Source organism: Alicyclobacillus hesperidum (genome assembly GCF_900107035.1).
GTDB classification, from domain to species: domain Bacteria; phylum Bacillota; class Bacilli; order Alicyclobacillales; family Alicyclobacillaceae; genus Alicyclobacillus; species Alicyclobacillus hesperidum.
Window position 1 is genome coordinate 1 of sequence record NZ_FNOJ01000020.1, and the last position, 12839, is coordinate 12839.

The 12839-nt window shown below is 51.3% G+C and carries 7 protein-coding genes, 9 tRNA genes and 1 riboswitch; of the genes, 13 read left to right on the plus strand and 3 right to left on the minus strand.

Going from position 1 to position 12839, the window contains the following annotated elements:
* The coding region (gene istA / locus BLU70_RS12315; RefSeq protein ID WP_244885206.1) for an IS21 family transposase at positions 1-983 on the minus strand (983 nt) is incomplete at its 3' end.
* A gap of 460 nt (positions 984-1443) precedes the next feature.
* Positions 1444-1553, plus strand: a riboswitch (guanidine-I (ykkC/yxkD leader).
* 110 nt (positions 1554-1663) lie between these two features.
* On the opposite strand from istA, the gene BLU70_RS12320 reads away from it, so the two are divergent.
* The 5 genes from BLU70_RS12320 (at position 1664) to atzF (ending at position 9916) form a co-directional block, all read left to right on the plus strand.
* A complete protein-coding gene (locus tag BLU70_RS12320; protein WP_074693654.1) occupies positions 1664-3070 on the plus strand; it encodes an amino acid permease in 1407 nt (468 codons plus the stop codon).
* 23 nt (positions 3071-3093) lie between these two features.
* Positions 3094-3813 carry an urea amidolyase associated protein UAAP1 gene (locus BLU70_RS12325; protein WP_074693655.1) on the plus strand — a complete coding sequence of 240 codons (720 nt, stop codon included), beginning with the start codon at positions 3094-3096 and terminating at the stop codon, positions 3811-3813.
* A gap of 19 nt (positions 3814-3832) precedes the next feature.
* Positions 3833-4480, plus strand: coding sequence for a DUF1989 domain-containing protein (locus tag BLU70_RS12330; protein ID WP_040290950.1), 648 nt, complete (start codon positions 3833-3835; stop codon positions 4478-4480).
* Between the two features lie 67 nt (positions 4481-4547).
* Positions 4548-8171 (plus strand): urea carboxylase, encoded by a 3624-nt coding sequence (uca, locus tag BLU70_RS12335; protein ID WP_074693656.1) that lies wholly within the window; start codon positions 4548-4550, stop codon positions 8169-8171.
* Positions 8168-9916 (plus strand): allophanate hydrolase, encoded by a 1749-nt coding sequence (atzF, locus tag BLU70_RS12340; RefSeq protein ID WP_074693657.1) that lies wholly within the window; start codon positions 8168-8170, stop codon positions 9914-9916. The genes uca and atzF overlap by 4 nt, the downstream gene beginning before the upstream one ends.
* A 140-nt stretch (positions 9917-10056) precedes the next feature.
* Here the strand turns inward: atzF and BLU70_RS12345 are convergent.
* Positions 10057-10146 (minus strand) — tRNA-Ser (locus BLU70_RS12345).
* 44 nt (positions 10147-10190) lie between these two features.
* Positions 10191-10265, minus strand: a tRNA-Gly gene (locus BLU70_RS12350).
* Between the two features lie 361 nt (positions 10266-10626).
* On the opposite strand from BLU70_RS12350, the gene BLU70_RS12355 reads away from it, so the two are divergent.
* The 8 genes from BLU70_RS12355 to BLU70_RS12390 all read left to right on the plus strand — a co-directional run bounded on the left by BLU70_RS12355 (position 10627) and on the right by BLU70_RS12390 (position 12506).
* On the plus strand, positions 10627-11763 hold the full coding sequence (locus tag BLU70_RS12355; protein ID WP_074693658.1) for a zinc-dependent alcohol dehydrogenase: 1137 nt from the start codon (positions 10627-10629) through the stop codon (positions 11761-11763).
* Positions 11764-11904: 141 nt separating this feature from the next.
* Positions 11905-11981: transfer RNA gene (locus BLU70_RS12360), tRNA-Arg, on the plus strand.
* Between the two features lie 6 nt (positions 11982-11987).
* Positions 11988-12070, plus strand: a tRNA-Leu gene (locus BLU70_RS12365).
* 33 nt (positions 12071-12103) lie between these two features.
* Positions 12104-12179: transfer RNA gene (locus tag BLU70_RS12370), tRNA-Ala, on the plus strand.
* Positions 12180-12182: 3 nt separating this feature from the next.
* Positions 12183-12257 (plus strand) — tRNA-Asn (locus BLU70_RS12375).
* A 7-nt stretch (positions 12258-12264) separates the two neighbouring features.
* Positions 12265-12339: transfer RNA gene (locus tag BLU70_RS12380), tRNA-Glu, on the plus strand.
* Positions 12340-12414: transfer RNA gene (locus BLU70_RS12385), tRNA-Val, on the plus strand.
* Positions 12415-12429: 15 nt separating this feature from the next.
* Positions 12430-12506: transfer RNA gene (locus BLU70_RS12390), tRNA-Ile, on the plus strand.
* Positions 12507-12839: the final 333 nt, after the last annotated feature.

Here is a 12839-nt window from a genome sequence, read left to right on the forward strand (position 1 = left end):
TGCTTGCCGTCAACCTGGAACTTGCCATATCCATCGGTCTTAAGACGGGCATATCGACACACTGGGAACGATGCTGTGGGCAGGTACAGCAGCGCCCGACGGTCGTCGGAAAATAGACGCTCAATCGAGGTCCCCTTTTTGTAGTGCTCCCGCTGCCAGTCTTTCTCACAACGCTCCAGCAGCTGCTCATTAAACACGCGTACGTCTACTACCGTCTGAATGGGAACGAAAAGGTTGCGCCGGAAGTAGCCGACCTTGTTCTCCACGTTCCCTTTCTCGTGGCCTGCGGCCGGATTGCAAAATGTCACCTGGAACCCGTAATGCGCCTTGAAGCGCAAGAAGAATTCCGCCATTCTGACGTGTTCGCTGACGCGTCGTCCTACTCCGCTGGCGTTATCAAACACAATTCGCCGTGGAACCCCACCAATCCGGTGGAATATGTCCTTAAGCCCCTGGGCCACACATTCGGCTGTCTCACCGCCAAACAACTGCGTGTACCCGGCGTTGCTGTATGGGAAGGTGACGCACAGGTACTTGTACGACCGCTTCTCGCCGTTGACATCGTAGAAGTCCGCCTCTCCGAAATCCGCCTGGGCCTCTCCTGGATGCCAGACCAGTTCCTGAGTCCCTTCCTCGTACTGATCTTCGCGCAACGACTTCACGTATCGCTGCACCAGGGGGTAAGATGCGTCATAGCCCGGGCATTCCTCCATGAGACGCGTATGAATGCGCTTGGCAGTGTGACGCTGTTTATACCGATTCTTGCGGTCCTCCTCAAGCCATTCCCGAATGAGCGGCTTGAACGGATCCAACTTGGATGGCTTGTCCACGCTGTGCGATGGCCTCCTCTCCCCGAATGTTTCCATAGCCATGTACTTACTGACGGTCTTACGGTCAATCCCCAATCGTTCCGCAATCGCCACCGGGCCGAGCCCCCTGGTTTGCAGATCCTTGATCATCTCAACTCGCTCCATCTTCAACATCTCCCCGGCCCCCTCTCGTCCCAAGTAACAGGGTAGAGAGAGGTTCTCCACAAATCCATCCCCCGACGATAATCATGGGGAATTTCACACGATTTTTCCGGGGAAGTGACGTTGACGATTCGGGGTATTTATCAGGAGGCAATGCAAAGCCACAGCAAAAACTCCTCATAAATTGCTGGCCATGCACCAGTTAGACAGTCAAGGATTAGTTGAAAAATCATCGAGTCTCCCCCGTTCTCTTGTTCCGCAATTGCCTTGACTGAGTGTGTGGAAAGCGTCAATGGTTCATACCCCAACGAAGCCCAATGTATACCGCTCAGTTGAGCCGCCACAGCACTGTTTATCTAAATAACAAAAGATAACTTAAACACTAATTTTTATATGTAATATTTATTAACGAATTTGTCGAGAGTTTCTGAAAATGGATTGCAATCCTGTATTAATCGTGGTATGAATAATGACATAAGGTCTCTAGGGTTCCGCCAGTACAAAACAGTGACTGGGACTGGTCCAAGAGAGGCCACACCTCCGTATATGGGGGTGACACGGAGGGATAAAAGCCCGGGAGATCCATGGGTCTTAGGGTTTTTGTCCCTTTTGTTGTATCGCTCGGTTGTTGAGTGTGTTAAGAAACATAACGTATTGGGAGGAGGGGAATTGTGAATCGATCAATCTCTTCTATGGAGGATGCGCGTCTTGACCATTTGGGATACCGACAAGAACTGAGTCGCAAGTTGCGAACCCGGGATGTTCTCGGACTGGCGATTGCCAATGTGTCGCCGACCATGGCTGTACTGTTGCTGACTTCTGGGGTTTTCTCCATTGGTGGTACATTCGCCATTGGTGCCGATGCCATACTGGCGATTGTCGTCGTATTGATCTCAATGTGTCTTGGTGAACTAGGATCTCTATTTCCTGTTGCAGGGGGGATGTACTCGCTCATTCGCTTTGTTCTTCCTGAACCACTGGCGTTTATTGCCCTCTTCAACTATCTCATTCAGGGTGTCATTTTACCCGCCAGCATTGCTCTAGGCATTGGACAATTTGTTGAAAATCTCTTCCCGAGGATTCAAGTATCAGATGCATATATCGCCATAATTGCCGTGGCGATTGCTGTTGCGATCGCGTTAGTCCGTGTCGAAATGGGCGCCTTCGTGACCATGGCCATGGTCGCGGTGGAATTGCTGGTTCTTGGTACAGTGACCATCGCTGCCTTACTGCACCCACATCAGGCTTTGTTCCAAGTAACTTTCCATCCGATTGCTTTAGTCGGGCAGCATTTGGTTCCCGTGACGATAGGCATGATGGCTGCCAGCTTGGCTCCGGCATTCAATATCATCAACGGCTACGATGCCACACTTGGATTTTCGGAAGAGTTGATGGGTGGTCCGCGCACACTTGCCAGAACGGTCAGAATTGCGGCAATGACTGCTGCCATCGCTATTGTTGTTCCGCTCACGTCGGCGGTGATTTCAACGCCCGATCTCGTGGTATTCTTTCGTTCGCCTAGCCCCGTAATTGAATCGGTGCAGGCTTCTCTCGGTTCGAATTTCCGGATTGTTCTGGACATTGGTGTGTGCATAGCACTCTTTAATTCCATGCTTGTGTATTTCATGTACTTTGGGCGCGTGTTTTACACAACCGGAAGAGACCAACTCTGGTGGGCAAGCGCCAATCGTGTTGTTAGTCACATTAACCGCTTTCGTTCTCCTGGCTGGTGCGTGGTGTTTCTCGCACTGCCAACTGCTGCGCTTTTATTCCTCAGTCAGTTAAATTGGCTGATCATTTTCTCAGGTACTGTCACGACCGTCGTGTATTTCTTCATCGGTCTTGCTGCCATTTGGAGTCGCCGTAAGTTTGCCAACGAAGCACCTCCTTATCGAATGCCCATGTGGCCTCTGGCCCCTGGAATTGTGGTGTTGTTCACAGCGTTCGCAATCGCTACGCAAGAGATCCAGTATCTAGTAGGTGAACTTGTACTTGCCGGTATGGCGATCGTGTTCTTTACAGCTTCTAGGTGGTGGTGGCGAAAAGAACCTCGGGAGCTCGCGCAATCTTCCGTAGAGAAACAACGACTTGAAGGCTAATCACGAAAGGAGACTGGACTCGCATGATATGTGACCTGCCTTTATCCACAACTTTAACGAAAGGTGGAAAATGGTCGGCGAGGGTTTCGAAGGGGAAAGTTTTGCGATTAACGGCGTTGGAACCTGGTGCAAATGTTGCCCTTTGGTTGTATCGGGCTGATCACCCAGCCGAGCGACTCAACATACCGGATACGTTGAAAGCACAGCACACGGCGCGCTTGACGCGACACCACGTACTAATGAGCGACGAGGGACGCGCGTTGGCGACGATTACGGAAGACTCGCTGGGTTGGCATGATCCTCTCGGAGGCATTACAACGAGAGAACAAATTGATATGCAGTATGGCACAACTTGTTTTCAAGTACATCGAAACGAATGGTTCAAGTCGGGATACGAGAATGCTCTGATTGAATTCATGCGCAATGGTCTTGACGCGAGAGACTTGGTTCCACCCGTGAATGTTTTTAGCAAGGTGTGGTGTGACGACGCTGGTGGAATGCACTTTGATGTCGAGCACTGTGTGCAAGGCGCACAGTTCGCGATTCGCACAGAAATGGACGTCATCGTTATCCTTTCCAACACGCCGCATCCACTCGATCCGCGCACGAAATATCCGTCGGTGCCTGTACGGCTTGATGTCGAAGCAAGTGCCTCGCTCGGTATGTTTGACTCTAGCATCGTGTGTCCAGAGTCTATGCGAGCGCTCGAAAATACGTTGTCACTTGCAGCTTTATATCGATAAATGGAGAGGGGTTCCAGTGATGTCATTGATGTTGGTTGAGAGTGGACGTGATTTGTCCAGTGCAGAATACCGCCACATCCTACCATCCGGGGAAGGGCTCATGCTTACGCTTGAAGCTGGTGCTGTTCTTCGCATTGTCGACCTCGAGGGCAATCAAGCTGTAGATACGCTGTTTTATGATGCGCATTGTCCGTTTGATCATTACAGTGTAACGCAGACTGTTATACGCCAAAGAAACATCTATCTGACAACCGGATCGGTTCTCTATACGGAGTCAGGCAGACCTCTTGCACGGATCGTTGCCGACACCTGTGGACGTCACGATACGTTGGGTGGAGCCTGCTCCGCACAAAGCAATACCGTTCGTTATGGCCATGACAAGGTGCATATGCACAATTGCCGTGACACATTCATGCTTCAGATTGCCCAGTTCGATGCTCGGTTATCTAAAAGGGACTTGGCTCCGAATGTGAACTTCTTTATGAACGTTCCAGTAACCCCCCAGGGAGGTTTGGAGTTCGCGGACGGTATCTCTGCAGCGCAGCGCTACGTCGAGATTGAAGGCATTCGGCGCATGCTTGTGCTTCTAAGTAATTGTCCTCAGTTGAATAACCCGTGTAATGCGTATCATCCCACACCTGTGGAAATTGCAGTTTGGCAAACCTGAAGTTGTAATACGCGAGTCTGAACATGTCACCATTTTGTTGTTAGCATACAGAAAGGAGCGATCAATTTTGTTTCAGAAAGTTCTGATAGCTAATCGCGGCGCTATTGCTGTTCGCATTGCTCGAACCCTGCGGCGCATGGGGATTCAGTCGGTCGCTGTTTATACGACGGCCGACGAGAGCAGCTTGCACGTTGATTTCGCTGATGAAGCCGTTTGGATTGGCGAGGGCGCAGTACAAGAATCGTATGTTGATATGGAAAAAATCATTGCTGCGGCGCGTCAAACCGGAGCTGATGCCATACATCCGGGATATGGATTTTTAAGTGAGAATGCTTGCTTCGCGCGCGCGTGTGAGCAGGCGGGTATTCGCTTTATCGGTCCAGACCCAGAGCAGATTGAACGGTTTGGCTACAAACATGTCGCGCGAAACATTGCGCTTCAAGCAGGCGTGCCTCTGTTGCCCGGTACGGATCTCATTGCAAGTGCGGAGGAAGCTGTTGATGCGGCACAAGCCATCGGCTTCCCGGTGATGTTGAAAAGTACGGCGGGGGGAGGTGGAATCGGTATGCGGGTCTGTGCCAACGAGACTGAATTGCGCGAGGCGTTTTCCGCGGTGCAACGCTTGTCCGCGCAGCACTTTCGCTACGAGGGTGTCTTTATGGAGAAATACATCCCTCAAGCCCGTCACATTGAGGTACAGTTGTTTGGAAATCGGTCAGGAGAGATCGTAACCATCGGTGAACGCGACTGCACATTGCAGCGGCGCAATCAAAAAGTGCTTGAAGAATGCCCTGCAGCTTGTCTTCGTCCGGAGGTTCGCGAAGCCCTGCACCAAGCTGCGAAGAATCTGGCTTCCATGGTTGGGTATAGAAGTGCTGGGACGGTCGAGTTCCTCTATGATCCCGAGTCGGAATCATTCTATTTCCTCGAAGTGAACACGCGTCTTCAGGTCGAACACGGAGTTACGGAAGAAGTCTATGGTATTGATTTGGTGGAATGGATGGTGCGCGAAGCTTGTGATGAACTATTTGGTCTCGCTGAACAGATATCGGCGCCGTCTGGGCACAGTATTCAGGTCCGTCTGTATGCGGAAGATCCAGGAGACGGATTTCGCCCGAGTGCCGGTCGAATCGATCATGTGGTTTGGCCGGAAGCAACACGCATCGAAACATGGGTGGAAGCAGGTACCATCGTAAGTTCGTTTTACGATCCGCTACTTGCAAAACTGATTGTACATTCTGAAAACCGTGAGATGGCGTGCGATCGATTGATAGCGGCAGTGAAGCACACACGTATTTATGGAATTTCGCACAATCTGCGCTATCTCGAGTCACTTGTTACGTCTCAGTCATTTCAAAGTAACCATGTGTATACCAAGTGGCTTGCTGAATTTCAGCCACCGGAAAGCACACTATTTGTGATTGATGGAGGACTTCATACGACGCTTCAGGATTGGCCGGGGCGCCTGGGACATTGGGATGTTGGTGTTCCACCGAGTGGCCCCATGGATGAATTGTCGTTTCGAATTGGCAATCTGCTTCTTGGGAATGACGAAGGCGCGTGCGGACTTGAATTCACCATGCGTGGAGGGGTGTATCAATTTCGCGACGATACCTGGTTTTGTCTCACCGGAGCCGATATGAGTGCCGAATTGAATGGTCAACTGGTGGAGCGATATCGGCCTTTGTTGGCGAGGGCTGGTCAAGTTTTGCGGCTTTCTGATGCCAGAACCGGCATGCGTGCCTACCTGCTTGTGGGTGGAGGATTCGATGTTCCGAAAACCCTTGGGAGCGGATCGACATTTGCCCTTGGCGGGTTCGGGGGTCATGGCGGAAGAGCACTATTAAGTGGCGATGTCCTCGCGATCAACAGGGGCAATGGGTCGGCTATGGACAATATTTCGGATGCCTTCACAAAAGCACCGGAATTTACCCATGACTGGGTAATAGGCGTCATTCCGGGACCGCACGCGACTTCAGAGTTTTTACCAGCATCTTATTTGGAGCAGTTAACGCACACATCGTGGCAGGTGCATTTTAACAGTTCGCGTACAGGGGTACGACTGATGGGGCCTGCCCCGAAATGGGTTCGCGACGATGGCGGTGAAGCAGGTTTGCATCCTTCCAATATTCACGATAACCCGTATGCCATCGGTGCGCTCAATTTGACCGGAGATCTGCCCATCTTGTTGGGGCAAGATGGCCCTAGTCTGGGCGGTTTCGTGTGCCCAGTCACCACGGCAGCTTGTGAACGCTGGAAGATCGGCCAACTTCGTCCTGGCGATACCGTGAGGTTTAAAATCATCAGTTTAGAACAGGCACGAGCTTTGGATGTCAAACAGCGTGCGCTGCTCAATGATCGCCAGACAATGCATGCAAGCTATATCATGCCTTTGCCGGAGATGCCGTTTGCAAACTATGAGGAAGCAGCAACGTCGTCAATTCTCAAACACGAGCATATCGATCACGCTTTTCCTATCACAGTACGCACTGCCGGTGACGAATATATTTTGGTCGAGATTGGTGCTCTCGAACTGGATTTGCGCTACCGCTTTCAGGTCCATTTGTTAATGGATGCTATCCGTTCATCCGGGCGCATTCCGTACATCGATCTGACGCCCGGTGTGCGGTCACTTCAAATCCATCTCGATAGATCACAAATGACTGTCGAAGAGGCTTGTCGCATCGTTCTAGAAATTGACCGTCAACTCCCTGACTTATCCACTGTTCGTGTACCTTCACGCATTGTGCGCATGCCATTATCGTTTGACGATCCGTCCGTGCAACAGGCTGTGGACCGCTATCAGCAAAACGTGCGCGAGGATGCTCCATGGTGCCCGAGTAATATCGAATTTATTCGACGCATTAATGGATTGGAGTCTATCAAGAACGTGTGGGATATCGTGTTCTCGGCCAAATACCTTGTATTAGGGCTTGGCGACGTATATCTGGGTGCGCCGGCAGCGACGCCTATTGATCCCCGGCATCGACTCGTGACGACCAAATATAATCCGGCACGTACGTGGACGCCTGAAAACGCGGTTGGCATTGGCGGATCCTATATGTGTATCTACGGTATGGAGAGTCCGGGAGGCTATCAGCTCTTCGGACGCACCGTGCAAATTTGGAATACATTTCGCACCACGCGGAGCTTTGCACCAGGAAAACCATGGTTGTTGCGCTTTTTTGACCAAGTGGAGTTTTATCCTGTATCTGCTCAGGAGTTGGCAAACATGCGCAAGGAATTCTTGCGCGGTAAGTTCGAACTGGAAATCGTGGAAACGACATTTGATTTGGGCGCATATCTTGCCTTTCTGGACGAGATTCACGAAGATGCGACCGTCTTTAAACAGCGCCAGCAAGTTGCGTTTAATGCAGAGCGTGAGCGTTGGCGCCAACTCGGTTTGGCAGAATACGTTTCAGAGTCACATGTGGAAGTTACGGATGGATTGGGCGAGGACGATGGGGTGACAGTGGTTCGATCGAACTTGCCCGGAAGTGTGTGGAAAGTGCATGTGCGACCAGGGCAGCAGGTACAGCCTGGGGATACCTTGGTGGTCATTGAAAGTATGAAGATGGAATTCCCCATTACAGCCACCTGCCAGGGAATTATCAAGACCGTGCATGTTCGACCTGGACAGGAATTGCCAGCTGGCGGTGCAATTGTTGGTGTTGAGGAGGTGCCGGCATGAATGCTTGGACAATTCCAAATTTGCTACGGATGTACCGCAGCGGGAGACTCAGCCCACGCGAGGTGTGTAAGGAAATTGTTGAAGAAAGTCAGCGCCTACGCGATTGGAACATTTGGATCCAGCTTCCGAGTATGACGACGATTGAACCGTATCTTGAGCAATTAAATCGAGATGAGATGAATTCGAAACCTTTATGGGGTGTGCCGTTTGCGGTTAAGGACAATATTGATATTGCAGACATGCCAACGACTGCTGCCTGTCCCAACTTTGCCTATACGGCGGAACAGCATGCACGGGTGGTTGCACTTCTCGTGGAAAATGGAGCTATACCTATTGGGAAGACAAATCTTGACCAATTTGCAACCGGATTGGTTGGCATAAGAAGTCCGTATGGTGAAACTCATAATGCGTGGCAGTCGGCTCTTATCAGCGGCGGATCGTCCAGCGGCTCGGCTGTAGCGGTCGGGATGGGACTCGTGCCCTTTGCGCTGGGAACCGATACAGCAGGGTCAGGCCGGGTGCCTGCAGCACTGAACGGCGTCGTCGGTTACAAGCCACCTATTGGAGCTTGGTCCACGTCAGGGGTGGTTCCAGCATGCAAATCTTTGGACTGTGTCAGTGTGTTCACACGATCGCTATATGACGCTCAGTTGATTGACCGTTTACTGTGTGAACAACCTTTGGGTTTCACGCAGGTTCGACCCACAGTAGTTTTGGTGCCTCGTGAACCTTTGGATTGGTTTGGCCCGTACGCTTCCGCCTTTCAACAAGCCTGGGAACGAACCGTTGACGCGGTTGCTGCACAGGGTTTCGTCGTTCGCGAGATCGATCTCGCCCCGTTTGATGAGGCCACGAATATGCCGTATGACGGACCTTGGATAGCCGAACGTTGGGCGAGCATTGGTAATTTTGTCACACGTCATCCCGATGGCATCTGGCCGGTGACAAAGGAGATTCTAAGCTCCGGTCAGAAAGCACTGGCGAGTGAGGTGTTTCGTGCCATTCATCGTCTGGAAGAATTGCGTCGTTGGGTTCGTGACGTCGTAAACGAGAGCGCCATCTTGATGATGCCTACGGTTGGAGGAACGTATTCTCGCGATGTGGTGCGGGAAGATCCCATCGCAAAAAATCGCGAATTGGGTCGGTATACGCATCATTGCAACTTGCTCGATCTCGCTGCCATTGCGGTACCAGCCGGTCAGGTAGAAGATGGGATTCCTTTTGGCGTGACGCTGTTTGTTCCTGGTGAACGCGCCGAAGTATTGGTCCAAACAGCATCATCCATGTTGTCCATCAATATGAACGACGATTGTTGCTACGGCCGTGAGGATAAGGTTGCCGTGGCTGTGTGTGGTCAACACATGCGTGGTTTGGCACTGAACTATCAATTGGAGGATTTACAAGCCAAATATTGCGGAAGCGTATATACTGCTCCCCGCTATCGGTTGTATGCGCTAAATACGGAACCTGTACGCCCTGGATTAGTCAGGCAGGAAACGGATGGAGTACCTATCGAGATGGAACTTTGGGAAATGAGTGTCGCAGGTCTAGGTGCGTTAACGGCCAGCGTTCGATATCCACTTGCTATGGGAAGTATTGAACTGGCTGATGGACGCTTGGTGACAGGGTTCACTTGCGTTTCAGGCCAGATACCGGATGCCATCGACATCAGTTATTGCGGAGGTTTTCGCCGTTGGTTGGAGTTAAAAGGGAATACGTCCGCGAAGGACAATATCGAGGTCTAAGAGACCCATGATGTTGGCATGTTTTCTTTGATCTCGGGCGTAGCAAGCTGGCGGTAGAAGAATGATAGTAGTATTTGCCGATGGACAGAAAATCGGGTTACGAGGGAAGTCCTCGGAACCCGCTTCACACTTAGAATTTTTGGCGGAGAGGGTGGGATTCGAACCCACGGTGCCCTTGCAGACACGGCGGTTTTCAAGACCGCTGCCTTAAACCACTCGACCACCTCTCCAGGTGAAACAAGATGGGGTTGCAGACAACCCCATCCCAACTCTCTGGAGCGGAAGACGGGATTCGAACCCGCGACCCTCGCCTTGGCAAGGCGATGCTCTACCCCTGAGCCACTTCCGCATGTCATGAACAACAAACTGCACTAATTAAATTACAAGGTCCTTCGACGTTTGTCAAGAAATTTTTTTGCGAACGTGTTTATAGAAAAATGTAACCCATGTGTATAAAGGCACGAGCAACGGTCCATCATATAAGCACAGGAGGTTGATGTACCGCAGTAACGATCCAAGTGTTCGTTCCGTGTGGTCGTGTCAACAGCCTGACTACAGGAGGTTGATGTACCGCAGTAACGAATCTTAAGTGTTCGTTGATGTGGTGGTGTCAACAGCCTTAGCAAAAGGACGGCGTTACCGCCGTCCTTTTGTCTTATGTAGCATCATTCTATGGGTAAGCTACGTCTGCGACGAATGGAGGGATACGCGTGAAAGCGGTGACGTACCAAGGCATGCGAAATGTAGAAGTAAAGGACGTTCCGGAACCTGAAATCGAACATCCCGAGGATATTATTGTAAAAATCACTTCGACGGCTATTTGTGGTTCTGATCTCCACCTCATACACAACATGATGGCCAATATGCAACCGGATTTCATCATCGGACACGAACCCATGGGTATTGTGGAGGAAGTGGGGCAACACGTAACCAAGGTAAAAAGGGGAGACCGGGTTGTAATCCCTTTTAATATCGCATGCGGACGTTGCTACTATTGTCAGCATGGACTGGAAAGTCAGTGTGACGAATCAAATCAGAATGGCGAAGCAGGGGCCTACTTCGGGTATTCAGGAACGTTTGGTGGCTATCCTGGCGCACAGGCTGAGTATTTACGCGTGCCATTCGCAAACTTTACACCTTTTGTGGTCCCGGAATCGTGCGATCTCGAGGATGAGCAGTTGCTTTTCCTTTCCGATATTTTACCGACTGCCTATTGGGGAGTTGATAACGCCGGCGTGAAAAACGGTGACACCGTGGTTGTGCTCGGGTGTGGACCCGTCGGATTGTTAGCCCAGAAGTTTGCCTGGATGAAAGGAGCAAACCGCGTGATCGCAGTCGATTATATTGGTTACAGGCTCGAACACGCGAAGCGAACCAATCATGTTGAGACGCTTGATTTTACACAGGAGCAGAATTTTGGCGAATATATTCGCGAAATCAGCGGCGGTGGGGCGGACGTCGTGATCGACTGTGTCGGCATGGACGGCAAGAAGACCATTGTGGAACAGGTTGAGAGTCTCTTGAAACTGCAAGGGGGTACACTGGGCCCCATCCAAGAAGCTGCACAGGCCGTTCGTAAAGGTGGTACCGTGCAGTTGGTTGGTGTGTATGCCACGCGCTACAACCAGTTTCCGTTAGGGGACTTTTTCGCGCGAAACATTACCTTGAAAATGGGGCAGGCTCCGGTTATACACTACATGCCTGCGCTATTCGAGATGATCGTCGATGGGCGAGTTGATCCGACGGACATCATTACGCACCGCCTCCCGCTTGCGCAGGCAAAGCGCGGATACGAAGTGTTTGATACTAAGGAGGATAACTGTATCAAAGTCGTTTTAAAACCCTGAGTTTGCGCCAGACGAAGCTTTGGGACGGCACTTATGTCCGCCCATTGAATACGATCCGCCGCCATTTTCAAGTTTTTCGCGAGAAGGGCTTGCACTCTTTCGCAAATCATGATAAGTTATTCAACGTCGATTTTGTTCTGCGTGCCCGTAGCTCAGCCGGATAGAGCGTTTGACTACGAATCAAAAGGTCGGGAGTTCGAATCTCTCCGGGCACGCCATAAAATCCCGGAGTGGCGGAATTGGCAGACGCACACGACTCAAAATCGTGCGGGAAACCGTGCCGGTTCGAGTCCGGCCTCCGGGACCATCGATGTTACATAATCATGGTGTCACGATTTGCGGGGCTATAGCTCAGTTGGGAGAGCGCTAGAATCGCACTCTAGAGGCCAGCGGTTCGAATCCGCTTAGCTCCACCATGATCCTCGATAGCTCAGCGGTAGAGCATCCGGCTGTTAACCGGAGGGTCGTAGGTTCGAATCCTACTCGGGGAGCCAAGGCACCGGCCCCATGGTCAAGTGGTTAAGACACCGCCCTTTCACGGCGGTAACGCGGGTTCGAATCCCGCTGGGGTCACCAGGGCGGTTAGCTCAGGGGGAGAGCACTCGCTTCACACGCGAGGGGTCGGCAGTTCGATCCTGCCACCGCCCACCAGATGTCTAGATCTATGGGCTCATAGCTCAGTCGGCTAGAGCGCACGACTGATAATCGTGAGGTCGGTGGTTCGAGTCCACCTGGGCCCACCATATGGTGAAAAACCGCAATCGATATGGGTTGCGGCTTTTTTATGCATATGATTATAATTGCCAAAACGATTATTGCCATGGATGTTATATAGATGTGGAGGGGTCGTATGGCGACGCGAGTTGAAACGCTGTGGGCAGTTTGCCTGTATCATCTCATCGCTGAGCAACCCGTTCTATCATGAAATGCTTATGGGAATTGAGGAGGAGACCGTACACGTGGCTATACATTTTCTTTATACAATATGACTCGAGAGAAAGAGGGATACATGCGGCTCATTTTAGTGGGCTTTTATGAAATCCGATCCGCTGACCTACCACCTCGAGCGTTTCGCC